Below are 24,723 nucleotides of genomic sequence, written 5' to 3'. Positions count from 1 at the left end.
CTTCCATATGGTATACTGGCTGTGTAAACAGACCGTATACTATCGCGAATCTGGTTTCTGCGTTTACCGCGAAAATCCAGGCGCTTAATTCCCCCGGAGGGGGACGTGAAAGGATGGGACCTTATGAAGAAAAAAACAAAATGTCTGGCTGCCGCAGCCATCCTGGCGGGAGGCCTTCTGGCCGCAGCCGTCTATCCCCGCCCCCGGACCATCGCCCAGCGGTATCCGTTCCTGGACCTGGACCAGTGTATCCAGATCCACGGATATTACAGTGAAGGAATACAGGCAGAGGACACCCGCTTCCTCATAACACCGGAGGACCCGCACTTTAAAGAAGCGCTCCGGCTGTTTGGCTCCCCTGCCTTCCGGACAAAACTGGGGAATCTCCTCCCCCGCGGAACAAAAACCCACCGATACAGCGAAGGTGATTTCCAGTGGATCGTCCTGTTCCGGTTTGAATCTGTTCTTTTTCCCTCCAAAGATACGGGAACCGGAGATCTTCTCCATGTGAATAATTTCTATGGAGACCTGACCCTTTATTCCGACGGGGAAACGGTGCAGTGCGGCTTCTCCGGCCAGGAACCGTGGACCCGGGATGTCATGGACATCATCACCCTGTATCCTGTATCGGAGCAGCCTCCGGCGTCCTCCGGAATTTGACAAATGGCCTCTGCGGAATTATAATAGATATGATGTCCGCATCGGGCGGACAAATCTGAACCAGCACCGAAAGGGGAACATTGTGGAGATAGGAAACTACCTGGACTTTGACTTTTTGATCCGTTTTCTGGAGGGGCTCCAGAAATTTCTTGGTGAGGACAGCGAGATCCTCATCCATGACTACCGGAAGGGCTACGACCATACCATCGTGTACGCGCTGAACGCAGACTTAAGCGGCCGTCACGTGGGCGGTTCTCCCAAGGGTGGTATGATCACCCAGTTCGGAAAGAGCATTGAGCCCTTAAAGGACAGTATCCAGACCTTTTCCAACGGGCCCAAGGATCGTTTTTTTAAATCCTTTACGACACTGATCCCCGATGAAAACGGGAAGATCATCGGCTCTGTCTGCGTCAACCTGGATGTGTCCCAGCTTCTGATCGCACAGAACGCCTTACAGGCCTTCATCCAGCACCCGGCTACGGATATCCACACGCCCCCGGCCACCGATATGGACGCCCTGGCGACGAAAAACGTGGACGATATCCTCCAGTATTATATGAACCAGGCCGAAGCCCTGGTGGGCAAGCCCATGTCCCTGATGAATAAAGAAGAAAAAATAAAAGCCCTGGACTACCTGGACCAGAAGGGCGTATTCAAGATCTCAAAGACCAGCGTTCTCCTCTGCGAGACGCTTCAGATCTCCAAGTACACTCTGTATAACTATCTGGAAGAGGCCAGGTCCGGCCGGAGCGATGAGGAGGCGTAGGATACGCCTCCTTTTTCTGTCCTGGAGCCAGAAACGCTGTCTGTCAGGTCCTCTGCCCCGGCTCATTCCTCTTTATGGCTTCACCTTCCCGTAAATGCACAGGTTGTATATGTTCCCATTTTTATCCACCGCCTGCTTTAAAAGCCCCTCCAGCTCAAAACCGTTCTTTTCCAGGACCCGCCTGGATGCCTTATTTGGCTCATAGACCCGTCCGGTGATCCGGAGGATATCCAGGAGCCTCCATGCCTCTTTGCATATGAGCCCCGCTGCCTCTGTCATGATCCCCCGGGACCAGACGCCCCGGTCCAGCATATAGCCGATCTCCGCGCCGCAGCGGTAAACGTCCGTTCCCTGCTCCACCGAGATATTTCCAACGACCTTTCCATCCAGACAGACAGCCCGGAATACCCCATCCTTCCCGTCACGGTCCAGGGTCATTCCGATCCACCATTCTGCGTCCTTTTCTGTATATGGGAACGGCAGGCTGTTCCTTAGATAAGACCGGTCTACACCATTGCAGAGCCTTGCCAGATCCTCCTTATCCTCCATGGTCCAGGGCCTTAAGCTGACACTACCTTTTCCTTCCATTGCGCTTCCTCCCTCTCCGCTGTCCGGCTGTAATTTTGTACCAGTATACCCATCTATTCCAAAATTGTCAATATATTTTTATATTCATCTTTTACATACAGAAAACTCTCCCGCAGCCCATGGCTGTCTGGGAGAGTTTCCTGTTGGGGTATTTGGGGGTATATAAGGTATGTATCCAATATTGGGTAATTGTCGTCTGTTACAGCATGGCCTCCAGCTTTTCCCGGATGGCCAGGATGAAATCCCTGCTGTTTAACACGGTGGGGTTGGGAAGGGTGGTCATAAGGGCCAGGTCCTTCGTCATCTTTCCGCCTTCGATGGTATCGATGGTGGCCTTTTCCAGCTTGTCCGCAAAGGCTGCCAGCTCCTGGTTTCCATCCAGCTCGCCGCGCTTTCTCAGCGCTCCGGACCAGGCGAAGATGGTGGCCACCGAATTGGTGGAGGTCTCCTCTCCCTTTAAGTGCTTATAGTAGTGGCGCTGTACGGTTCCATGGGCCGCCTCATACTCATAATATCCGTTGGGGGATACCAGCACCGAGGTCATCATGGCCAGGGAGCCGAAGGCGGAGGAGACCATGTCGCTCATCACATCGCCGTCGTAATTCTTGCAGGCCCAGATAAATCCGCCCTCTGCCTTCATGACCCGGGCAACGGCGTCGTCAATAAGGGTATAGAAGTATTCAATGCCTGCGGCCTGGAATCTCTCTTTATAGGACGCTTCGTAGATCTCTGCAAAAATATCCTTGAACCGGTGGTCGTATTTCTTGGAAACCGTATCCTTTGTGGCAAACCACAGATCCTGCTTCGTCTCCAGTGCATACTCAAAGCAGCTCTTTGCAAAGTTTTCAATGGAATCATCCAGGTTGTACTGGCCCTGGACCACGCCCGGACCCTCAAAGACATGGACGGAAAGAGTCTCCTCCGGAGAGCCGTCCGCCGGCGTATACACCAGCTTCACCTCACCTGCGCCGGGGATCCTGAGCTCCGCGTTTTTATATACGTCGCCGTAGGCGTGTCTTGCCAGGGTGATGGGCTTTTTCCAGTTCTTCACACAGGGCTCGATGCCTTTGACCACAATGGGGCTGCGGAACACAGTGCCGTCTAAGATGGCGCGGATGGTGCCGTTGGGGCTCTTCCACATCTCCTTCAGGCCGTATTCCTTTACCCGGGCCGCGTTGGCGGTGATGGTAGCACATTTTACTGCCACGCCGTACTTCTTTGTGGCCTCTGCCGCATCCACGGTCACCTGGTCGTTGGTCTTGTCCCGGTATTCCAGGCCCAGGTCATAATATTCTGTGTTTAAGTCGATAAAGGGCGTAAGGAGCTCATCCTTGATGTACTGCCAGAGGATCCTGGTCATCTCGTCTCCGTCCATCTCCACCAGGGGAGTCTTCATCTGAATCTTTTCCATTTCCATATTCCTCCTAAATTAAAGAACCATGGCTACGATCACGTTATAGACTGCGCAGCTTACAACGCTGATGGGTACGGCCACAAATAACAGGCGGTTGAACAATGCGTTTCTCTCCTCCTCGTTTCCGCAGGAGCCCAGGATCAGGCTGCCGCCGGAAGAGAACGGGCTGATGGCGCTGGACTGTGCGCCCAGGACCGTGCAGGCAAAGAGCACAGCCGGGTTCAGTCCCGTGGACACGGCCAGGGCCGGGATCAGCGGGAACAGGGCCGGGGCCACCACACCTGTGGTGGAGCTGAAGAAGCTCATGAACGCTGCCACCAGGCTGAAGGCAATGGGGACCAGAGCCACCGGTACGTTGGAGCCGATCCATGCAGACAGGGCGTCGATGGTGCCTGCCTTAACGGCCACTGCGATCAGCATGCCTGCTCCGGCGATCATGATGATGGTGTTCCACGGTACGCGGGCGATGACCTCCTTCTGGGGGGCCAGGTTCATTAAAAGGGCGATCACGGTGAAGCAGATTGCCACCAGGCCCACGTCGATCTTACTGCTGATGGCTGCGATCACGCCATTGCCCGGCATTACCAGCTTTAATAAGGGGAATACCAGCACCACTGCCATCATAAGAAGCATCAGGTTCAGAGTCATTTTCTGTTTTTTATCAAAGGGCTCCGGCTTTTTAAAGGTGATCCCCTTTCCTATGTTCCGGTTGGCCTTGAAGCCATAGCGGAAGATGGCGATGAGGATCAGGGAGAACACGATGGCAAAGCCGAAGATCTTAAATTCCTCGCTGAAGGAGTCGGGAGCCGTAAGGGCCGGTTCCGCCTCATAAGCAGTCTCCATCAGACCGCGGAATACAACGCCCAGGGCCGCTGTGGGGAAGTTTCCGCCTGCCAGGGCGCCGCAGTTGATGGCCACGGCTCCGGTGAGCTTATCCATTTTGGCCTCGTCACAGATCACTAAGGTGATGGGGGCCAGGAAAGCCAGTACGGTAAAGTATGCCGCTCCCATGACAGAGAGGATCACTGCCACGAAGAAAAGGGCAAAGGGAAGGAGTCCTGGAAAGCTCCTGCATGCATAAAGCAGGGCAGAGGACATTTTTTCAAGGGTTCCGTTGATGGCTGCAAAATTGTAAAACAGGGATACGGACAGGATGACGAACATGGTGCTGGTGGGCCAGCAGGCGATCAGCTCCTTCGTCTTCATGCCCAGTGCAAAGCATCCGATGAGGTATGCGAATGCGATGCAGAAAAATCCCGTATTGATCTTTGTCTTGTAACCCAGCACGACGGCCAGGGCTATGGATGCCACAAGAACAACGCTGATCATATCATTTTCCTCCTTAAATGCGGTATCTTAATCCTCCAGTCCCAGCAGACGGGATGGGATGGTCCTTGTCATATGGTATACGTGCTCCTCCGGGATCCCGTGATCCACCAGATACTGCATGTATTCCTCCATGGCCAGCTCCCAGTGGGGATTTTCCGTCTGGCCGCCGTCGGTGTCCACCATCACGTTCTGGTAGCCCACCTCTTTGATGATCTCCACGTTGGACGGAAGGTTGCTCTTATACTTTCCGCCGCCCATGTTCTGGGCGTAGCAGCGCTCCAGGATCACGTCATAGTCCTTTACGATCCGCACCTGGTCCTCCACGCTCATGTCCACGATCCACCACTCGGGATGGGTGACCACAATGTTCTTAACGCCTGCGTTCCTGGCCGCCTCCACTACGATGAAGGCCTCCTCCGGAGACACATGGGCCGTCCCCAGCACTGCATTATGATCCCGGATAAGACCGAACACGTCGTTCAGCTCCGGAACCACCTTTCCGTCTCTCACCACGTCCACGCAGCCCGCCGGGTCCAGGTTGTTTTTCACCATATGGTTCCTGGCAGACTGGGTCGGAAGCCACACGACCTTCGCTCCCAGCTTTAAGGCCACGTCCACAGCCTTGGGGTTGATGCCGCCCACCACCTTATTTAAGGTAATGCTGCCGAACATGGTAAAATTGTTAGTCTTTCCATGGACGATCTCGTTGTGGCGGTTGCACAGGTAGGCCCGGTCCATGGTGGTTCCCTGGTGGGTCTTTAAAACGATAGCCCGCGCACCCACGCGGATCCCGGCCTCCATCATCTCGAAATCGTCATACGCACGGAGCCGCAGATCCGGATTCGTGTGCACATGCATGTCGATGACGCCTTTCATTGACACTTTGCTCATTTTCTTTTCCCCTTCCAATCTTTTCATTTGTGCAATTCGTTCATCCATCCGTTCATATGGAATTGCTTTCTGTCAATATTTATCTTATACTATTCCCATAATTAGAGAAATATAAAATATCAAATAGTTTATATCGGAAAAACCGATGGCAGAGCTGCCGTGAAAGGAGTCCTATGAATCTGAAAGAGCTGAATTATATCGTGACCATTGCCGACGAGGGCAGCATTTCCCGGGCGGCGGAAAAGCTCTATATGGCCCAGTCCAGCCTGAGCCAGTTCCTCCAGCTCTACGAGGCAGAGCTGGGAGCGCCTTTATTTATGCGGACCTCACGGGGCGTCCGTCCTACGGCCTCCGGCTCGGTATTTTTAAACCATGCCCGCCAGATCCTCCTCCAGTACCACCGGGCCCAAAGCGAGCTGTGGGATATCGAAGAGCTTTCCGGCGGCCGTATCGAGCTGGGGATCAGCACCTTCCGGGGTACCTATCTGCTGCCGCCTGTACTCAAGCGGTTCCGTGACCGGTATCCCCGGATCCATGTGGAGATCACAGAAAAAGACAGTATGTATCTGGAGGAAATGATCCTGGATGGCTTTCTGGACATGGCGCTCCTGGCCCTTCCCAGCCCCCGCCTCCATAAGCAGCTGGATTTTCTCACCCGGGATGAGATCTATCTGGTCACTGTTTCGGAGCACCCTGTCATGGAATTCGTTCACCGGGAGGAAGACGGGACACGCTGGGTCGATCTGAAGGACATCGCCCGGTTCGAGTGTATCCTGGGACCGCCAAGGACCATCCTGGGCTCCATGATCCGGAAGGCCTTCGAGGATCTGCACCTGGAGCCCTTGGCCCAGAACACCAATATCACCGCCCCCTTCGCTGCCGCCATGGCCCGGGAGGGGATCGCCCTTTCCTTTACGTATCATTCCTGTATGGTGAAGGCCCCAGGCGTGGAATATCTGTCCGTGGGCCGAAAAGGGCTCTTTCTGGATCTTTCCCTGGCCTATCCCGCCGGCGAATACCGCTCCAAGGCCACCATGGCCCTGGCAAAGATGTTCCATGAGATTTATCAGGAGGCGTCCATCCGGCCATAGGCCAGGGAATATGTCCGGCTCTGCGGCCCGCGTTCCGGCCGGCCGCCTCGGGACAGGCTTCTTGGGACGGGTTTCCCGGAAGCCGCGGCCCTTCATCCGGCCTTTGGGTCCGGTCCTTCTGTCTATATGCGATTCCCGGAGCCCTGCCCCTGCGGCGGGATCTCCCGGGATCGCAGACGTGAAACGTCGCCTCCAAACTCTCCCGGACGGCAGCCTTGCCTGTTCCCGTAATGGAAATTACTGGAAATGGTACTGGAACTGCGGAGACGGGCTTTCCTATCTTCCCAAAAGCGCCCGTCCCCTGGCCGAAAAACTGGCTGTCAGAAAATACCTTTCCCTTCTATTGAGATCCCTCCAGACCAGACGTTCCTTTCTTGACTCTTATCTTGCCCGGAAAAGCCAGGCCGCTGAGCAGGCTGTACAGGCTTTTCTGGAGGATCCCGCTTACCAGCCGCTTCTCGCTCCCTATTTTACCCCTTTGTCCCCGGAGCTGGCCCAGTGGGCAGCGGCCCCCTATGACCAGAATCCCCTGTTTCCGGAGCAGCGGATCCATAAATGTGCCTCCGGCCACCTGGTCCGGTCCAAATCTGAGGCGATCATCGACATGGTTCTGTATACTAACCAGGTTCCTTTCCGGTATGAATGCGCCCTCACTTTGGGAAAAACTGTGATCTACCCGGATTTTACCATCCGCGACCCCTCCAGCGGAAAAACGTATTACTGGGAGCATTTCGGCATGATGGATCAGCCGTCCTACGCTGCCCGCACCTTTTCAAAGCTCCAGCTGTACACTTCCTTTCAGATCATCCCCTCGATCCAGCTTATCACCACCTATGAAACCCAGGAGCATCCCCTGAACACAGAAACGGCCGAGGCTCTGGTGCGGCAGTATTTCCTATAAGAGCACGCGCGGACAGCGAGATCCGGCCATTCTGGCTGGTTTTCACATTCTCCCAGCCTTCATATTCCCCCTACCCGTATCATCAAAAATATTGGACGAAAATGCACGTTTTTTTCCACAGTGCCCAGAGATTACTGGGGAAACCTGAAATTTCACTGGATTTCCACTGGATTTTTCCAACGGATTGGGCGTATACTGCGTTTTTCTTCGTGTATGCCCAAAAAACACTGGAATTTTGGGCATAGCAGAAAAAAAGCCCCGTCTATGCCCAACAGCGAGGCCTGAAGTGGCCCCCGGCTCGCCCCATAACGCAAAAAAGCCCCGTCCAAAGGACGGGGCGGGCAGCTCCTATTTTCTTCCTCCATCGATCATTTTCAGAATGAAATCCACAGTACCATCGATCCCGTAGCTGGCGGTGTTGATGCAGAGGTCATAGTTATTGGCATGGCCCCACTTTCTTCCCGTATAGAAATTATAATACCGGGAATGCCTCCGGTCCAGGCGGTGGAGGAGCCTTCTGGCCTTCCGCTCATCCAGTCCGCTGTTGACCTCCACAGCCCGGCGGACCCTCTGCTCAAAGGGGGCTGTGATATAGATACTGATATGGGGGATCTTATTATTGGTCATGATGGCATCGCCGCAGCGGCCCATGATGATGAAGTCCTCCTTCTTCGCCATATCGCAAAGCAGATCGCTCTGGTTAAAGAATACCGCATCCCGCTTGGACAGGCCGTGATAACGGCTGAACTCCCGGAACCTCTGCCTCAGAGTCAGCTTCTTCGCCGGTGCAAAGGCACTGGCCGGGCTCTGGCTGATCTCATCCTTCACCTCGCTGGCATATCCCGCTGTATCATGGAAAGAATCTTTTTCTGCGTCCAGCCGTTTTAAGACCGCTTCAAAGATCTCGGCGTCATAATAGCTGATCTTCAATTTATCGGAAAGCCGGAAGCCCACCTCATTTCCGCCGCTGCCATAGGTCCAGCTGATGCAGACGATCAGGTGATCCCGGTCGGAGAACCGTTCCTTCAGGTTAAAGGCGTTCAGCTCCGCCAGATCCGGGTCCAGCACGTCTCCATGGGCAAAGCTGGTGGGAAGGCTCATGACCTCTTTTAAGATCCTGTCATATTCGGACATGCAAAGCTTCCGCTCCTCCTTGTCCTCCAGGGTCCTGGCCATATTGGCGATCAGGGCAAGCTCGCTCCGCACCACGTGGCCCTGGGGCCGGGTCATCAGAAGCTCTGTCAGCTCATTGACGCACCGTTCCCTGTCCCGGTTGAACACGCGGCCCAGGGAGGAGCCCAGATGGATATAGACTTCCGCATCCAGGTCATAAATATGCTCTGCCAGTTCCTTGATCTCTTCTCGGTTCATTGACATGATTCCTCCCCCTTCCTATAAAAAGAATAACAGCGTATCCAGGATAAACACCGGCATCAGGATCCCGAAGGACCAGAGCAGATAGCCGAAAAAGGACGGCATCCGGATACCATTTTCGTCCGCAATGGATTTGACCATAAAGTTAGGCGCATTTCCAATATATGTGTTGGCTCCCATGAACACGGCTCCAGCAGAGATCGCCTCCAGCATTTTGATGGGAACAGAGCCCAGAGCCGTCATCATGCCGCCGGTAAAGCCCAGAGATCCGGCTGTCGTTAAGAACACCAGATAGGTGGGCGTATTATCCAGGAAACTGGACAGAAGCCCTGTGGCCCAGAACATCTGGAAGGGATCCGTGATCCCTAGCTTCGGCCCGCTGGCCTTTAACAGCATCAGGGCCGGCTGCATGGTGATGAAGATCCCCACAAACAGCACCGCCACCTCTTTAATGGCGCTCCAGGTAAAATGGTTCTCCCGGCGGATGGACGCGTCTGTGGTCTTAAAGGATAAAAAGGCCGCCAGCAGGATAATGGCGATCTCGATGACTGCCGGATAGCTTAAGACCACCTCCCCCAGGATGTGGATCCCCAGCACCTTCCCCTCCGCATCCTGAAACATCGGAAGGCTTGGAAGGGTCCCGCTTAAGATCACAGCGGCCACGATCATCACGATAAAGATCATGTTATGGGCCCCGCGGATCTTGATCTCCGTACCGGGCTTGCTGATATCCGGCTTTAAGCCCTTTGCAATATCGGTCCGGTAGGCCCTCCGGTCGATCCAGTAAAAAATAAACAGCAGCAATGCCATATTAAACAGCAGGACCGGCGTTAAATGGAGGCTCCAGAAAAACGGCACACCCCGCATGAAGCCCATCAGGAGCGGCGGATCCCCAATGGGAGTCAGACAGCCGCCCATATTGGACACCAGGAAAATAAAAAATACAATGATATGCCTCCGGTGCTTCCGCCATGCATTCATCTTAATGATCGGACGGATCATCAGCATACTGGCGCCTGTGGTGCCGATCCAGCTGGAAAGGATGGTTCCCAGAGCTAAAAGTCCCACATTGATCCTGGGTGAGCCTGCCAGATCACCGGACATGGTGATATTTCCAGACACACAGAACAGGCCAAACAGCAGGACGATAAACGTCAGATAATCATTGATCATACACTCCAGCACCGTCTCCGATGCATGGGATACACCGTACATCAGCGCGAAGGGCACCACAAAAAGCAGGGACCAGAAGGCCACAGCATGGGGCTGGTGCTCCTCCCACCAGTGGGGCTTTATAAGAGGCAGTACGGCAATACATAAAAGCAGGCCTGCAAACGGGATGCAGAGCCATAACGGGATCATCTCACTCACTTTGAACCACCTTTCCCTTTCGTTTTTTCTCCTCAAACAGCCACTCATTATAGCAACATTCCCAGTGAATTACAACCACGAACCCGCTAAAGAAACGCAAAAATATCGCAAAAAAACCAGCATTTCCGACAAATGCATCAACTACCGTTGCATTTTTTCCCTTTTTTTACTATCATAGTATGGCACGTTATCATGAAACAGTAATAAAGGGGGAATAAGAAAATGAAACGTGAAAGTTTTGGCTCCCGGCTTGGCTTTATCCTGGTCAGCGCCGGCTGTGCCATCGGCATCGGAAACGTATGGCGTTTCCCGTATGTGGCCGGAGAAAACGGAGGCAGCGTATTTGTGCTGTTCTACCTCCTGTTCCTGTTGTGTATGGGAGTTCCCGTACTGACCATGGAGCTGGCCGTGGGCCGCGCCAGCAGAAAGAGCGCCGTAAACGGCTATAAGGCCCTGGAAAAGCCCGGAAGTAAATGGCACATCCACGGCTGGTTCTGTATGCTGGGATGCTACCTGTTGATGATGTATTATACCACAGTCTCCGGCTGGATGATCAGCTACTTTTTTAAGTTCCTCACCGGAACCTTTCACGGACTGGACACAGAAGCCGTTTCCGGCGTGTTCGGCTCCCTTCTGGCCGATCCCATGGAGATGGGCCTCTGGATGGCTGTTACCGTCATCGCGGGCTTTCTGATCTGCAGCCTGGGTCTCAGAAACGGCCTGGAGCGGATCACCAAATGGATGATGGGCTGCCTCTTCGTCCTGATCCTGGTGCTGGCCGTCCACAGCATGCTGCTGCCCGGGGCAAAGGAGGGCCTGGCCTTCTACCTGCTCCCAGATTTTGAACGGGCTGCCCAGGTGGGCCTCCCCAACGTCATCACCGCAGCCATGAACCAGTCCTTCTTTACCCTAAGTCTGGGAATCGGGGCCATGGAGATCTTTGGCAGTTATATGGAAGAAAAACGGACTCTGGCCGGTGAATCCGTCAGCATCTGTATCCTGGACACCTTTGTAGCCCTGTCCGCAGGACTCATCATCTTCCCGGCCTGCTTCTCCTTCGGCGTACAGCCGGATTCCGGTCCGCAGCTGATCTTCGTCACCCTGCCCAACGTGTTTGCCAATATGGCCGGCGGAAGGATCTGGGGAGCCCTGTTCTTCCTGTTCATGACCTTTGCCAGCTTCTCTACGGTCATTGCCGTATTTGAGAACCTGCTGGCCAGCTGCATCGACAATTTCGGCTGGGACCGGAAAAAAGCAGTCCTCATCAACTGTGTCCTCATTCTGGTATTAAGCCTGCCATGCGTACTGGGCTATAATGTCTGGAGCGATCTCCGCCTCATCGGTGGACGGGATGTTCTGGATACCGAGGACTTCCTGGTGAGCAATCTGCTGCTTCCTCTTGGCTCCCTGGTATATCTGCTGTTCTGCGTCACAAAATGGGGCTGGAATTTTGACAATTACCTGTCTGAAGCCAACAAAGGCGAGGGCATGAAAATGCCGGGAGGAAAGCTGGTTAAAAATTACTTCCGCTTTGTCCTCCCGGTACTGATCCTGGTGATCCTGATCCAGGGATTATTTTAAATACGTATCCAGCCAGCTCACGATCTCATTTAAGCGGCGCACCCTCTTTTTCGGCTTTCCAAGCCTGGAAACGCTGTGGTGCTCGCCGTGGATCATGAGCAGTCTTGCCGGAACCCCATGATATTTCAGTGCGGAAAACATCTGGACTCCCTCTGCTACCCAGCAGCGGTAGTCCTCATCGCACTGGATGATCAGGGACGGCGTCTTTACCCTGTCTGCATACTTTAAGGGCGAAAGCTCCCACATCTTATCATAATTTTCCCATACGTCCCCGCCCAGCTGGGTGGTATTGAACGCATATCCGATGTCAGTGGTGTTGGTCTTGGTGATCCAGTTGGCAATGCAGCACTGAGGCACAGCCGCCTTGAACCGGTCCGTATGGCCGATGATCCAGTTGGTCATAAAGCCGCCGTAGCTGATCCCCATGACGCCCAGACGGTCTCCGTCCAGGGCCGGATACTGCCTTAAGACCTCGTCTGTGAAGGCCATGAGCTGCTCATAGTCGATGGAGCCCTGCTTTGCCACGATATCCGCGAACGCATTGCCCCGGCCGTCGCTGCCTGTGGGATTCATAAAGAATACAAAATACCCCCGGGACGCGTAGACCTGGAATTCATGGCTGTATGTGGCCCCGTAGATGGCCTTAGGGCCGCCGTGGATGGTCAGGATGCCCGGATACGTTTTCTCCGTATCAGACGGGTCGAAGCCCACAGGCGGGATCACGAAGCCGTCCAGCTCCAGTCCCTCATGGGTAAAGGTAAAATGGCGGATGGGGCTGACTTCCTTTTCCTTTAAGCAGCGGGCCGTAAAGTCCGTAAAGCACGTCTCCTTCCCGTTCTCCAGGCTGTAAACCTCCGAAAGCCCCTGGTCCCTCATGCCTGTAAACAGGATCCGGCCGCCGCAGATATCGAAGGACTCCACGGTACCAGCGCGGTCCGTCACAGCCGTTACGTTTCCATCCATGTCAAAGCATTGCAGCATCACGTCAGTCCCTACGGTGCTGTTTACATAGATCCTCCCATCCCGGCACATGCCCTCCTTCACGCTGTAATCGTAGCGGGCCAGCAGTCTGGGAGCCCCGTCCTCCAGCACATACAGATCCGGATTTTCATTGTAGCCGAACCGCTTCATATCAGAGCCTAAGAATTCCACCCGGCCATTCCGTCTGCACGCGTAGCTGATGGAAAACATCCCCTGGTCCAGATGGCGGATCACGGTGTCCGTCTCCTCCACATACTCATAAAGACCGTTCTGCGGAAGCTTTTTCCCGGTGTAGATATTGCAGGTAAAAAATACGGTCCCATTCTCAGCCCAGAAGGCCTCCACCTGTCCGTATTCCGGCGACAGGACTCTGGCCTCTCCGGTCTTAAGATCATACCGGTACAGCCGGTCCCGGACCTTATTGACGATCCCCACGCCGTTGCTCCAGAAGGGGATCTCGTCGAAGACCTCATAGTCCTCTTCCTTTTCATAATAATGTTCATGGACCAGGCAGTACAGGATCCCGTTCTGGCACCGGATCTTTCTGGTGCCCTTGGGAAGGGTCCCGCAAAGCTCGGCCTCGCCTCCGGCAACGGAAATCCTGTAAAGCAGAGCTTCTCCCTTCCTGTCTTTTTCCCTGTTTCCCACAAAGAAAAGCTGCTCCCCGTCCTCCCAGGCAAAGCTCTTCTCCTTTTTTCCACTGGTCAGCTTCCGGACGGTCCCGTTTTCCACATCCACCACCTGAAGCCAGGAATGGTAGCAGTTTTCCTCCCCATCCGGCTTCGTCACCACAAAGGCCCCGAAGCGGCCATCTGGAGACAGCTGGAGCCCGGACGGCGCCTCCTGGTCAATAAAATCCTGGATCTCTGTTCTCATGCTGATTCCTCCCATACATATGATGTAAAAAAGCAGGCCTCCGCAGCGTTTCCGCCGGAAAGCCTGCATTTTTTACTGGTTTGCAGTTTTTATTTTTCGTAGTACAGATTTTCGTAATGGTTTGCAGACGACGGATGGAGCACAAAGCCCTTTAAGTCTGCCCGGATACCCGTACAGGTGGTTCCATAGAACAGGCATGCCCACGGAGCGTCGTCGTTGATCTTCTGCTGGATCTCCTTATAAAGCTCCATACGCTTGGCGTTGTCGGACTCCTTCTGGGCCTGCTCGATCAGCGTATCCACCTCCGGATTGCTGTAAAACGCACGGTTTCCGGTGGCTCCGAAGTTCTTTGTATGGAACAGCGGGAAAATGCTGGCGTCCGGATCCATGGTGGCGTTGGACCAGCTGCTGATGAACATATCGTGCTCGCCCTTATTGATGGCGTCTAAGAATGCGCCCCACTCATAAAGCTGGATGTCCACCTCGATGCCGATCTCCAGAAGCTGGGCCTGGATGATCTGGGCCTCACGGTTTCTCACATCGCCGGATGCAAACAGGGTGGTCTTAAAGCCGTCCGGATAACCTGCCTCTGCCATCAGGGCCTTGGCCTTCTCCAGATCCTGGGAATAGCCGGTGATCTCCTCGCTGTAACCCGGGATATTGACGTTCATGACGCTGTTGGCCACCTGGCCTCTGCCCTCCAGGACCACGTCGATGATCTCCTGCTGGTTTAAAGCGTAGTTGATGGCCTGGCGTACCTTGGGATCGTTGAAAGGCTCTTTCTCACAGTTCATGGCCAGATACTCCACAGAAACAGAGGTCTTTTCCAGAGCCATGAGCTCCTTATTGGCCTTTACATTCTGCACGTCTGTGGCGTCCACGGAAATGGACATGTCGATCTCGCCGGTCTCCAGGGCGATGGTCCTGGCTCCGCCCTCGGGCATGATCCTTAAGGTCAGGCTGGTGGTCTTTCCAGGTCCCTTGAAGTAATCGTCGAACCGCTTTAAGCTGTAATGGTCATTGGGCACCCACTCCACAAACTGCATGGGGCCTGTGCCGATGGGATTCTCCCAGAATGCGTCGCCCTGGGCGGTCACAGCGGCCTCGGGCACGATGCTGGTACCCGTATGGCTCAGCGCAGCCAGTAACGGCGCGTAAGGCTCTGCCAGATGAAGGGTCAGATTGTGATCATCCTCCACAGTGATACTGTCGATCTGCTCCACATACTGCTTGACACGGGGCATTTCCTTGGCCCGCTCCAGACTGAATTTCACATCGCTGGCCGTACAGTCGGTGCCGTCGTGGAACTTGACGCCCTCATGGATCTTAAATTTCCATTCCGTATCGGAAACCTGCTCCCAGCTCTCGGCCAGATCGCCTACGATCTCAGAATTTTCGTCGATCTCAATGAGACGGCTGTAAATGTGGCGGTGGGCAATGGAGGATGTGGTGTCGTTGGTACCCATGGGATCCAGGGTCTTGATATCCGACTTTCCAGCGATCACGATATCACTTTTTCCAACCTCTCCGGAGCCTTCCCCTGTTCCTGTGGGCGCTGCGGCGGCTGCATCCCCTGCGTCTGCGGATGCGGCTGCCTGGGTGCTCCCGTCTTCCCCGGAGTTTCCGCAGGCACTCAGCGCCAGTACGGCAGCTGCTGCCAGTGCGGCCATTGCCTTCCATCTGTTCTTCTTCATTTTTGTAGAACCTCCCTTTTTTGTTATACCCATCGGAGCTGCCGGAAATGGCCGTGCCCAGATTCCCCTGGGAGCACGCTTCCCGACAGCTCCGGAGTTTTCCCCTTTTAATTCAGATATTTATCGAACCAGTCCATCATCTCCTGCATCCTGCGGATCCTGTGGGTGGGCTTTCCGGATCTGGACAGTTCATGGTTTTCCCCATGGAACAGGCACAGTCTTGCATCTACCCCGAAATACTTAAGGGCAGAGAACATCTGGATGGCGTCTCCCATCCAGCAGCGGTAGTCCTCGTCCGACTGGATGAACAGGGTGGGCGTCTTTGCCATGTTGGCATATTTCAGCGGAGAATGGGACCACATCTTCTCCGGATTTCCCCACGGATCGGCCTTGATCTGATCCATGTTGAAGTAGTATCCAATATCTGTGGTCATGCACTTGGAGATCCAGTTGGAGATACTTCTCTGGGAAGCAGCTGCCGCGAATCTGGTGGTGTTTCCGATCACCCAGTTGGTCATAAATCCGCCGTAGCTTCCGCCCATAACTCCCAGGCGCTTCTCATCGATCTGCGGATACCGCTTTAATACCTCGTCGGTCACAGCCATACAGTGCTCAAAGTCGATGCTGCCGTGTCTTCCGGACAGGTCTGCGAAATCATTGCCGCGTCCGTCGCTGCCTAAGGGGTTCGTATAGAATACGAAGTAGCCGGCGTTGGCAAATACCTGGTTCTCATGGAAGAAGGTGGGAGCAAAGGTGGCTCTGGGGCCGCCGTGGATGGTCAGGATGCCCGGATACGTCTTATTGGGATCATAATCCAGCGGCTTGATCACATAGCCGTCCAGCTCCAGTCCCTTGTATGTAAAGGTAAACTCCTCCACCGGAAGGACGGAACGCTCTGCCATGATCTCGTCGTTGAAGGAGGTCAGCTTTTCCTCCTCTTTTCCGTCAAAGCAGTAGCACTCGGTCAGTCCCATTTCTCTCATGCCGGTGAAGTATACCTTATCCCCGCACAGGCTTAAGGTATGGAGGCTTCCCTGACGGTCAATAAGTGTCTCCAGATTGCCGTTGGCATCAAATCTTCTGAGAGCCGTGTTCTTTCTTAATGTAGTCAGGAAATAAATGTATTTGTCATCGTGTACGATGGCCGGGCCGTCGGCAAATTTGCAGTCGCAGCAGATGCTGTTGTGGATACTGTCATCGTAATCGGAAAGCAGCTCCACCTTGCCGTTCTCCACTGTATACAGCTTGTCGTTTTCATTGAAGCCGTACTCCTTCATATAAGAAGCGAAGAAGGTCACCTTGCCGTTTAAGATGCAGGCATAGTCGATGCTCATATCTCCCTGCTCCACCAGAGTCTCCACCTTGTCCTCGGAGATGGTATACATCTTAAGGCCCTCGTATACATCCTTCTTATCTGTATAATGGCTTGTGATAAAGAGGACCTTATTGCCCTCCTCTGTCCAGAAGCCCTGCACATTGTCGTAATCCGGGCTTACGATCTTCGCATCGCCGGTCTCCATATCATACACAGCCAGACGGGTCCTCTTCTTATTTACGATCCCCTGTCCGTTGGCCCAGAACGGAAGCTCATCGAAGACCTCATAATCCTTTTCGTCCTTCCATGCCTTCAGGGCCTCTTCCTTCTCTTCCCCTTCCATATGGGCAAAATCCGGTTTGTTGTAGTCATACTTTACTCCCAGGACCAGCTTCGTCCCGGCCAGCTGCATTTTTGTCACCTTATACGGAACTGCAAAGGCAAACTGGGCCTCTCCGCCGTAAATGCTGATCTTATAAAAGCAGGTCCAGTCCTCTCCGTCCTTTACCTTTTTCGCATACTCCTTCTCTCTGTCAGAGGTGAAAAGAAGCGTTTCATTATCCAGCCAGATAAAAGTGCGTTCCTTTTTCCCACTGGTGAGCTTTCTCGTTTTTTTGCTCTCTGTGTCATGGATCCAGAGGCAGGAATCGTATGTATTATCCTTTTCGTTGGCATTTACTACCGCAATGGCAGCATGCTTTCCGTCGGGAGAAGCGGTGATCCCTGTGGGGTAATTGTAGAACGTAAAGTCATTGATTCCGATCTTTTTCATGTTCTGGTCTCCTTCTTTAAATGATTTTACTGTTTCCGGTTCAACGCAATAAAGCAGCCTGGCATAAAAACAGCCATCTGGCCGTTTCTGCCTGTGTGGACAGGAAACAAGCCCTCTGCATTATACCATGCCGAGGGCTTCCTTTCACTATTTTTCCGTCAGATGGCATGCAACAAAGTGATCTTTCTCGATCTCCACCAGCTTGGGCTCCTCGGTCCGGCAGCGGTCTGTGGCATACGGACAGCGGACAGCAAACCGGCAGCCCGGCTTCGGGTTGATGGGGGAGGAGATCTCACCCTTTAACATAACTCTCTGTCTCTTCTTCCTGAGACTGGGCACCGGGATCGCAGACAGCAGGGCCTTGGTATATGGATGGACCGGATTATCGAATAAGGTCACAGACGGAGCCTTCTCGATCAGCTGCCCCAGGTACATAACAGCGATATCATTGGCAAAATGGTTTACGACCGAAAGGTCATGGGTAATAAAGATATAGGTCAGTCCCATCTGCTCCTGAAGATCCTGCATCAGATTCAGGATCTGGGCCTGGATGGAAACGTCCAGGGCAGACACAGGCTCGTCACAGATGATCAGCTTGGGCTCCATGGCCAGGGCGCGGGCGATGCCGATACGCTGACGGCGGCCGCCATCCAGCTCATGAGGGTAGGTGTTGATCAGACGGTCTGCCAGCCCAACGACCTCCATCAGCTCATGAACGCGCTCTGCCCTCTTTTTGGCATCCGGGATCAGCTTCTGGAGCTTTAAGGGCTCTCCGATGATCTCACTGACAGTTTTACGGGGATCCAGGGACGCATAGGGGTCCTGGAAGATCAGCTGCATCTCCCGTCTTAAAAGGCGCATCTGCTCTTTGTTTTTCTTTGTTATATCCTCGCCGTTGAAGATCACCTCGCCGGCGGTGGGCTCGATCAGACGGAGGATCGCACGGCCAGTGGTGGATTTTCCACAGCCAGACTCTCCTACGATTCCCAGGGTCTTTCCGCGTTCCAGTGTGAAGCTGACGTCGTCAACCGCATGAAGGGTTCCCTTGGGAGTATTAAAATATTTCTTTAAGTGTTTTACTTCCAGGATCGTGTCGGACATCACTGCACACTCCTTTCAATCTTAAATCCAGGCTCGTCGTATCTGGAGCAGCGTACATAGTGGGTATCGCTGACCCATTTCATCTCCGGACGGGCTTTTGTACATGCCTCTGTGCAGTATTTGCAGCGGGGGGCAAAGCAGCAGCCCTTGGGAAGATCTGTGGGGTCTGGCATCAGACCCGGGATCGGCTGGAGACGGTGACGTCTCTCTTCGATGTTGGGAAGGGAGCCGAACAGTCCCTCTGTATACGGATGGAGCGTGCGTTCAAATACGTCCTCCAGGGTTCCGTGCTCAACGATCTGACCGGCATATACTACGGATACCTCATCGCATACCTCTGCGATGATCCCCAGGTCGTGGGTGATCATGATCATGGCGGAGCCGAACTTCTCTCTCAGCTCCTTCATGGTCTCCAGTACCTGGGCCTGGATGGTCACATCCAGAGCCGTGGTAGGCTCGTCGGCGATCAGAAGCTTCGGGTTGCAGGCCAGGGCCATGGCGATGACCACACGCTGCTTCATTCCGCCGGAGAACTGGTGGGGGTACTCGCCGTAACGCTCTTTGGGGATCCCTACCACCTCTAACATCTGGCCAGCCTTGTCGGCGGCCTCTTTTTCACTGATATTTTCATGGAGCCCGATTACCTCGGCGATCTGCTCGCCGACTGTAAGCACCGGGTTTAAGGATGTCATGGGATCCTGGAAGATCATAGATACCAGGTTTCCGCGGATGGACTCCAGATCCTTCTGGGGAAGATTTAAAATATCCTTTCCATCCAGAGTGATGGAGCCGTTTTTGATGACTCCCGGCGGGTCCGGCACCAGACGCAGGATGGAAAGGGCCGTGGTGGTCTTTCCGGAGCCTGTCTCTCCTACCAGTCCCAGAGTCTTGCCGTATTCCAGCTGGATATCCAGACTGTTTACGGCCTCAACGGTTCCGTCGTCGGTTTCATAATGGATCACAAGATCCTTAATATCAAGAATCAGGTCTTTTTTATTTTCTGCCACTGTTCCTGTCCTCCCTTATTTCTTTAACTTCGGATCCAGTGCATCACGCAGTCCGTCGCCTAAAAGGTTCAGGGACAGGATCGTGATGATGATCGCGATACCCGGGAAAATCGTCAGATGCGGCGCATTTCTCAGATATGCGCGGCCGCCGGAAAGCATTGCGCCCCACTCCGGCGTGGGTGCCTTTACGCCCAGTCCCAGGAAGCTTAATCCGGAAGTGGAAAGGATCGCGGACGCTACCTTTAAGGATACCTGTACGATGATGGGTGCCATACAGTTGGGGATAATATGTGAGAGGATGATCTCAAAGTTATTGGCCCCGATACATTTTGCCGCCTCCACGAACTCCTGGTCCTTTACGGTAAGGACGGAGGCACGGACGATCCGCGCGTAGCCGGGAAGGGACGATATTGCGATGGCCAGCATCAGGTTGATGATACTGGGTCCCAGAGCGGATACAATGGTAATGGAAAGCAGAAGGCTGGGTACTGCCAGCAGGATATCCATAAAACGCATGATCACGTTGTCGATGGTGCCGCCGTAGAAACCGGCCGCTGCGCCAAGGCTTCCGCCCAGGACCAGGGAAATGGACACTGCCACAACGCCTACGCTTAAGGATACTCTGGAGCCGTGTACCAGACGGGCCAGGATATCACGTCCGAATTCGTCGGTTCCCAGCCAGTGCTCTGCGCTGGGGCCCTGGAGACGGATCTGGGTGTTCTGCTTGATAACAACTGTATCATAGTCAAACAGCACGTCTGCAAAAATCGAGATCAGGACCAGGAAGACCACTACTGTAAGTCCGATCATGGCCATTCTGTTCTTTTTTAAACGCCGCCACGTCTCTTTAAACTGACCACGCTTCTTGGTGGCCGTGCCAGCCTGTGCGGCGCTGTTGTTCGTCGTTGCCATACGCTGCCTCCTTATTTCTTCTTATACTGTGCTTTGATCCTCGGATCGATATACGCATAGAGCAGGTCCACGATCAGGTTGATAACGCTGAACGTGATCGTCAGCATGACGATACATCCAAGAACCATGGGGGCGTCCTTACTCTTAATGGAGTCTACCACCAGACGGCCAACTCCCGGCCATGCGAATACCGTCTCTGTCAGCGTTGCGCCGCCTAAAAGAGAACCAAACTGAAGGCCGATAACGGTAACAACGGGGATCAGGGCGTTCTTTAAGGCATGCTTCCGGATCACAGTCTTTTCCGGAACACCTTTTGCCCTGGCTGTACGGATATAGTCCTGACGGATAACCTCCAGCATGGAGGAACGGGTCATACGGCAGATAAGGGCCGCGTCGCCGGTTCCCAGGGTAATGGCAGGCATAATATAGCTCTTCCATCCGCTCATACCGCCCGAGGGAAGGATCCCCAGATTCAGCGAGAACACGATGATGAGCATTAAGCCCAGCCAGAAGTTCGGCGTCGCCACACCTAAAAGGGCTGCGACCATTCCCACGTTATCCACAGCGCTGTACTGCCTGGTGGCGCTGATGATACCGATGGGAAGAGCGATGGCTACGGCCACCAGGATAGACCAGAAGGCCAGCTTCGCTGTATTGGGGAAAGAAGACATGATGGTCGTAAATACGGGACGCTTTGTGGAATAGGATACGCCCATGTCGCCATGGAGAAGGTTCCACATATATTTTCCGTACTGGACGATCACGGGCTTATCAAGGCCCAGGTCTTTTCTGACTGCTTCGATGGTCTGGGCATCTGCGCCCTCTCCTGCGATGATCGCAGCGGTATCGCCTGGTGACAGGCTTAAAATGAAGTAAACCATAAAGGTAACACCTATGAGAACCGGGATAAGCATTACCAGACGTTTCAGTATGTACCTGCTCATTTATACCTTCCATTCCGCCGCTAAACGGCTTTTTTCTGATAATTATGTCTTTTTTAATGGGGGCAGGTCCAGGACCCGCTCCCCATCTCAGTTTTTATTCAATTTTTGAAAAAGCGATTACTTTGCGTAATGGCAGTTGCCCAGATAGTGGCTTGCGCCCTTGTGGAGCTTGAAGCCCTGTAAGTCTGCGCGGACGCCTACGTTGTCGTTCTTATAGTAGAATGGGCACCACGGAGACAGATCGTGAAGGTAGATCTGAAGCTCTTTGTAGTATTCCATACGCTTTTCGTTATCATTCTCCTGGCCTGCCTTTGTGATCAGCTCATCCACAGTAGCGTCAGTCATGAACGCACGGTTTCCGGTGGCTCCATGGTTTGCAGAGTGGAATAACTGGTATGTACTGGAATCTGCATCGAAGGAGGAGTTGGACCATCCAAGGATGAACATTTCGTGCTCGCCTGCATTTAATGCATCCAGGAATGCGCCCCATTCCATTGTGGAAATATCTACGGTGATGCCGATCTCAGCCAGCTGTGCCTGTACCATCTGTGCGGAACGGGTACGGACGTCGCCGTTTACCCAGAGCTGGCAGGAGAAGCCGTCGGGATATCCAGCCTCAGTAAGGAGTTCTTTTGCCTTTGCCGGATCGTACGGATAAGCCTCTACCTCGTCGGTCCAGCCAGGGATCGTATTATTGATATAGCTGTTGGCAACGGTTCCGCGGCCTTCTACGATGGTATCCACTAACGCCTGCTTGTCGATTGCGTAGTTGATGGCCTGACGGACTTTCTGATCCTTAAAGTGCTCTTTTGTCATATTCATGCCCAGATACTCGATGGAAGAGGACGGCTGGGATAAAAGCTTCACATCGGAATTTGCCTCGATGTTGGAGCAGTCTGTGGGATCCACACCCCATACCAGATCCACTTCTCCGGTCTCCAGGGCAATGGCGCGGGCGCTGCCCTCGGGGATCACGCGCACCGTGATGGAAGTGGTAATGGGCTCTTCACCCCAGTAATTGGCGTTTTTCTCCAGTGTATAGTGGTCGTTGGGAACCCATTCCTTTACAGTGAAGGGACCAGAAGTCACGATATTGTCCGCATCGCCGTAAGCCTCGCCGGCTGCTGTTACGGCTGCTTCCTGTACGATACTTAAGTTGGAGCTTGCAACGATCGTATTAAAAGGAGCATAGGGCTCTGTTAATTTGATCGTTACCTGATGCTCGTTGTCCACAACTACTTCTTTTACCTTGGAAGTATTGCTCTTTGTCTTCGGCATATTTTTCGCACGGTCAAAGGTAAATTTAACATCGTTGGCTGTCACCGGAGTCCCATCGGACCATACGGCGTCTTCTCTCAGCTTGAACACGAAGTCTGTATCGTTTACCAGCTCGTAGCTCTCTGCCAGGTCGGGAACCAGTTCTCCCTCGTCGCTGATATCAAGCAGTGTGCTGTATGCGTGCTTGATCACGACTGCCGTGGTCGTATCCTGCTGTCCAGCCGGGTCCAGAGTCACGATATCTGCGCCCATGGCAACGGTGATATCGGTCTTTCCAACCTCGCCGGAGCCGGAAGCTGCCGCATCTCCGCCAGCTGCTGTGGAGCCAGTATCTCCTCCGGCTGCTGCGGTCGTTTCATTTCCGCCGCCACCGCCGCATGCCGTAAGTGCCATCATGGCCGCAAGAGCTGCTGCTGCCGCTCTGACTGCATTTCTTTTTCTCATAAACGTAATCCTCCTTTTTATAGTAATACCGTTTTCCTATGGCATTAATCATATCAGCATTGCACAATTTTGTCAATATTTTTATACATATATTGTATTCTTTTGCATATTTTTCACAATCTCGCACCTCCGGTATAGTGCATTTGCTATACTGGAATGATACTTTTTCAACAAGTCTTGTGTCTTTTGTATATCGCCTTCCCAGGATTTTGTCCATCCTGGCTATACACCGTTTCCCGGCCTGTCCCCTCTCCTGCGGCAGAAGCCCGTTTTCCTCCCCAGAGCGGTCCCGCGCGGAGCTGCTTCATACTGTGGGACGTACTTTCCCGCAGCACAAAAACAGCGGGGCCCGTCCGGGTCTCCCGCTGTCTGCCGCATCCATATTCTTTTTACTTACAGGTCCGATCCAGGCATCCAGGCACCCGGCCCTGGTATCCTCCAGGCACAGTCCCCTTTAGCACTCGATCATGATACTGATGATCTCTTCATTGGTCTTTTTCATTCCGTCCTTGGCGAGACGGCCCACGTTCTGGATGGTGTTCTCCACACCCTTCTTTACGATGCCGTCGCCGCCATAGAACTGCTGGCCTTTGACGTACATATTATAGCCTAAGATGGCCGCGTCCACAGACTCTGCGATCTTGGCTGCGCAGGAGGCCTTGGCTCCGTCACAGACCATGCCGGAAATAACGGCCAGCGCATTGACCACCGTGTGGATCACGGCATCAAAGTCTCCGCCGTTTAAGTAAGCAATACCGGCTCCCGCACCCGCGCCTGCACTGACCGCGCCGCAGAAGGCAGAAAGACGGCCGATGGGCGTTTTCTGGTGAATCGTGGTCAGGTTGGAAAGAGCCAGGGCCCGGTACATCTTTTCCTCACCTGCATTCAGCTCTTTCGCATAGACGATCACCGGAACAGAGGCTGTGATCCCCTGGTTTCCGCTGCCGGAATTGATGATCACCGGAAGCTCGCAGCCGTTCATCCTGGCATCAGACCCGGCCGCTGCCCAGGCTCTGGCCCTGGTGCGGATGTCATCGCCGTTCATGGCTAAAAGCACAGATCCGATGTTTGCGCCGTAATCGCCCTTTAAGCCCTCTTCTGCAATGGCCATGTTGCAGCGGATCTGGGGATCCAGCACATGCTTTAAGTCCTCCACATCCACAGTATTGATGAAGTCCCAGATATCTTCCATATTTAATAAGGAACGGTCCGTGAGGCCCTCGTTTGTCTCGCCCTCCACCGGCACCTCCTTTAAGATCTCACCGTTCTTCTCGATCAGTACGATGTTGGTATGGAAGTTGACGATCCGGACTCTGGACCATGCTTCCCCTTTATATAAGGTAACGACGATCTCAAATGTAAAGCCATTGTCCACATGCTCCACGGAAATGGGTGTTTTTTCCAGGAACTCCTTCATTTCCGCGATCGCTTCC

20 protein-coding genes are annotated in these 24,723 nt (G+C 53.7%); 5 read left to right on the top strand and 15 right to left on the bottom strand.

All coding sequences use genetic code 11. The annotated features are described in order from the left end of the window. Window positions 1-123 precede the first annotated feature (123 nt). Together WIH05_RS08145 and WIH05_RS08140 are read left to right on the top strand one after the other, a co-directional pair. A complete protein-coding gene (locus WIH05_RS08145; protein WP_022272489.1) occupies window positions 124-660 on the top strand; it encodes a hypothetical protein in 537 nt (178 codons plus the stop codon). Between the two features lie 82 nt (window positions 661-742). Then, window positions 743-1,426: a helix-turn-helix transcriptional regulator gene (locus tag WIH05_RS08140; protein ID WP_022272490.1), complete on the top strand. Its 684-nt coding sequence runs from the start codon at window positions 743-745 to the stop codon at window positions 1,424-1,426. A 72-nt stretch (window positions 1,427-1,498) separates the two neighbouring features. On the opposite strand, the gene WIH05_RS08135 is transcribed toward WIH05_RS08140, so the two are convergent. From WIH05_RS08135 to WIH05_RS08120, 4 genes are all read right to left on the bottom strand, one after another. Then, window positions 1,499-2,014, bottom strand: a complete 516-nt coding sequence (locus WIH05_RS08135) for a GNAT family N-acetyltransferase (protein ID WP_215653496.1) — start codon at window positions 2,012-2,014, stop codon at window positions 1,499-1,501. A 199-nt stretch (window positions 2,015-2,213) separates the two neighbouring features. Continuing rightward, window positions 2,214-3,425: an NADP-dependent isocitrate dehydrogenase gene (locus WIH05_RS08130; protein WP_337425234.1), complete on the bottom strand. Its 1,212-nt coding sequence runs from the start codon at window positions 3,423-3,425 to the stop codon at window positions 2,214-2,216. An 18-nt stretch (window positions 3,426-3,443) separates the two neighbouring features. Further along, window positions 3,444-4,757: an SLC13 family permease gene (locus tag WIH05_RS08125; protein WP_022272493.1), complete on the bottom strand. Its 1,314-nt coding sequence runs from the start codon at window positions 4,755-4,757 to the stop codon at window positions 3,444-3,446. 27 nt (window positions 4,758-4,784) lie between these two features. Next, entirely contained in the window at window positions 4,785-5,648 is an 864-nt protein-coding gene (locus tag WIH05_RS08120) for a DUF6282 family protein (protein WP_158357738.1), read from the bottom strand. Window positions 5,649-5,821: 173 nt separating this feature from the next. Between WIH05_RS08120 and WIH05_RS08115 the strand changes: the two genes are divergently transcribed. Beyond that, window positions 5,822-6,739, top strand: a complete 918-nt coding sequence (locus tag WIH05_RS08115; protein ID WP_337425233.1) for a LysR family transcriptional regulator — start codon at window positions 5,822-5,824, stop codon at window positions 6,737-6,739. Between the two features lie 178 nt (window positions 6,740-6,917). After that, the gene (locus WIH05_RS08110) at window positions 6,918-7,640 is read left to right on the top strand and encodes an ATPase (protein ID WP_337425232.1); all 723 of its coding nucleotides are present in this window, start codon (window positions 6,918-6,920) and stop codon (window positions 7,638-7,640) included. A gap of 348 nt (window positions 7,641-7,988) precedes the next feature. On the opposite strand, the gene WIH05_RS08105 is transcribed toward WIH05_RS08110, so the two are convergent. Together WIH05_RS08105 and WIH05_RS08100 are read right to left on the bottom strand one after the other, a co-directional pair. Continuing rightward, complete coding sequence (locus WIH05_RS08105; protein ID WP_215653494.1) at window positions 7,989-9,017, bottom strand: cytidylate kinase-like family protein; 1,029 nt, start codon at window positions 9,015-9,017, stop codon at window positions 7,989-7,991. Window positions 9,018-9,032: 15 nt separating this feature from the next. Next, complete coding sequence (locus WIH05_RS08100; protein ID WP_337425236.1) at window positions 9,033-10,376, bottom strand: sodium:proton antiporter; 1,344 nt, start codon at window positions 10,374-10,376, stop codon at window positions 9,033-9,035. Window positions 10,377-10,607: 231 nt separating this feature from the next. On the opposite strand from WIH05_RS08100, the gene WIH05_RS08095 reads away from it, so the two are divergent. Further along, window positions 10,608-11,966: a sodium-dependent transporter gene (locus tag WIH05_RS08095; RefSeq protein ID WP_022272499.1), complete on the top strand. Its 1,359-nt coding sequence runs from the start codon at window positions 10,608-10,610 to the stop codon at window positions 11,964-11,966. Here WIH05_RS08095 and WIH05_RS08090 read toward each other — a convergent pair. The 9 genes from WIH05_RS08090 to WIH05_RS08050 all read right to left on the bottom strand — a co-directional run. After that, complete coding sequence (locus WIH05_RS08090) at window positions 11,958-13,823, bottom strand: S9 family peptidase (protein ID WP_022272500.1); 1,866 nt, start codon at window positions 13,821-13,823, stop codon at window positions 11,958-11,960. The two genes, WIH05_RS08095 and WIH05_RS08090, sit on opposite strands and share 9 nt — an antisense overlap. A gap of 89 nt (window positions 13,824-13,912) precedes the next feature. Then, on the bottom strand, window positions 13,913-15,517 hold the full coding sequence (locus WIH05_RS08085) for a glutathione ABC transporter substrate-binding protein (RefSeq protein ID WP_022272501.1): 1,605 nt from the start codon (window positions 15,515-15,517) through the stop codon (window positions 13,913-13,915). A gap of 107 nt (window positions 15,518-15,624) precedes the next feature. Continuing rightward, window positions 15,625-17,604, bottom strand: a complete 1,980-nt coding sequence (locus tag WIH05_RS08080) for a S9 family peptidase (protein ID WP_022272502.1) — start codon at window positions 17,602-17,604, stop codon at window positions 15,625-15,627. 147 nt (window positions 17,605-17,751) lie between these two features. Next, a complete protein-coding gene (locus tag WIH05_RS08075) occupies window positions 17,752-18,705 on the bottom strand; it encodes an oligopeptide/dipeptide ABC transporter ATP-binding protein (RefSeq protein ID WP_215653490.1) in 954 nt (317 codons plus the stop codon). Continuing rightward, on the bottom strand, window positions 18,705-19,712 hold the full coding sequence (locus WIH05_RS08070; protein ID WP_337425231.1) for an ABC transporter ATP-binding protein: 1,008 nt from the start codon (window positions 19,710-19,712) through the stop codon (window positions 18,705-18,707). The genes WIH05_RS08075 and WIH05_RS08070 overlap by 1 nt, the downstream gene beginning before the upstream one ends. Before the next feature lie 15 nt (window positions 19,713-19,727). Then, a complete protein-coding gene (locus tag WIH05_RS08065; RefSeq protein WP_022272505.1) occupies window positions 19,728-20,624 on the bottom strand; it encodes an ABC transporter permease in 897 nt (298 codons plus the stop codon). 11 nt (window positions 20,625-20,635) lie between these two features. Then, entirely contained in the window at window positions 20,636-21,568 is a 933-nt protein-coding gene (locus tag WIH05_RS08060; protein ID WP_022272506.1) for an ABC transporter permease, read from the bottom strand. Between the two features lie 117 nt (window positions 21,569-21,685). Beyond that, window positions 21,686-23,290 carry an ABC transporter substrate-binding protein gene (locus WIH05_RS08055; RefSeq protein ID WP_337425230.1) on the bottom strand — a complete coding sequence of 535 codons (1,605 nt, stop codon included), beginning with the start codon at window positions 23,288-23,290 and terminating at the stop codon, window positions 21,686-21,688. Window positions 23,291-23,744: 454 nt separating this feature from the next. Further along, window positions 23,745-24,723, bottom strand: a 979-nt coding sequence (locus WIH05_RS08050) for an L-serine ammonia-lyase, iron-sulfur-dependent, subunit alpha (RefSeq protein WP_337425229.1), incomplete at its 5' end; no start/stop codon positions are given.

The organism is Alitiscatomonas sp., assembly GCF_037242085.1.
Classification (GTDB): Bacteria; Bacillota; Clostridia; order Lachnospirales; family Lachnospiraceae; genus Alitiscatomonas; species Alitiscatomonas aceti.
The sequence above is the reverse complement of the archived record's forward strand: the minus strand, read 5'-3'. Positions and strand labels throughout refer to the sequence as shown.

Coding starts and splice junctions, on each gene's coding strand:
- WIH05_RS08145 (WP_022272489.1), top strand. CDS start 124: ATGAAGAAAAAAACAAAATGTCTGGCTGCCGCAGCCATCCTGGCGGGA.
- WIH05_RS08135 (WP_215653496.1), bottom strand. CDS start 2,014: ATGGAAGGAAAAGGTAGTGTCAGCTTAAGGCCCTGGACCATGGAGGAT.
- WIH05_RS08130 (WP_337425234.1), bottom strand. CDS start 3,425: ATGGAAAAGATTCAGATGAAGACTCCCCTGGTGGAGATGGACGGAGAC.
- WIH05_RS08125 (WP_022272493.1), bottom strand. CDS start 4,757: ATGATCAGCGTTGTTCTTGTGGCATCCATAGCCCTGGCCGTCGTGCTG.
- WIH05_RS08120 (WP_158357738.1), bottom strand. CDS start 5,648: ATGAGCAAAGTGTCAATGAAAGGCGTCATCGACATGCATGTGCACACG.
- WIH05_RS08115 (WP_337425233.1), top strand. CDS start 5,822: ATGAATCTGAAAGAGCTGAATTATATCGTGACCATTGCCGACGAGGGC.
- WIH05_RS08105 (WP_215653494.1), bottom strand. CDS start 9,017: ATGTCAATGAACCGAGAAGAGATCAAGGAACTGGCAGAGCATATTTAT.
- WIH05_RS08100 (WP_337425236.1), bottom strand. CDS start 10,376: ATGATCCCGTTATGGCTCTGCATCCCGTTTGCAGGCCTGCTTTTATGT.
- WIH05_RS08095 (WP_022272499.1), top strand. CDS start 10,608: ATGAAACGTGAAAGTTTTGGCTCCCGGCTTGGCTTTATCCTGGTCAGC.
- WIH05_RS08090 (WP_022272500.1), bottom strand. CDS start 13,823: ATGAGAACAGAGATCCAGGATTTTATTGACCAGGAGGCGCCGTCCGGG.
- WIH05_RS08085 (WP_022272501.1), bottom strand. CDS start 15,517: ATGAAGAAGAACAGATGGAAGGCAATGGCCGCACTGGCAGCAGCTGCC.
- WIH05_RS08080 (WP_022272502.1), bottom strand. CDS start 17,604: ATGAAAAAGATCGGAATCAATGACTTTACGTTCTACAATTACCCCACA.
- WIH05_RS08075 (WP_215653490.1), bottom strand. CDS start 18,705: ATGTCCGACACGATCCTGGAAGTAAAACACTTAAAGAAATATTTTAAT.
- WIH05_RS08065 (WP_022272505.1), bottom strand. CDS start 20,624: ATGGCAACGACGAACAACAGCGCCGCACAGGCTGGCACGGCCACCAAG.
- WIH05_RS08060 (WP_022272506.1), bottom strand. CDS start 21,568: ATGAGCAGGTACATACTGAAACGTCTGGTAATGCTTATCCCGGTTCTC.
- WIH05_RS08055 (WP_337425230.1), bottom strand. CDS start 23,290: ATGAGAAAAAGAAATGCAGTCAGAGCGGCAGCAGCAGCTCTTGCGGCC.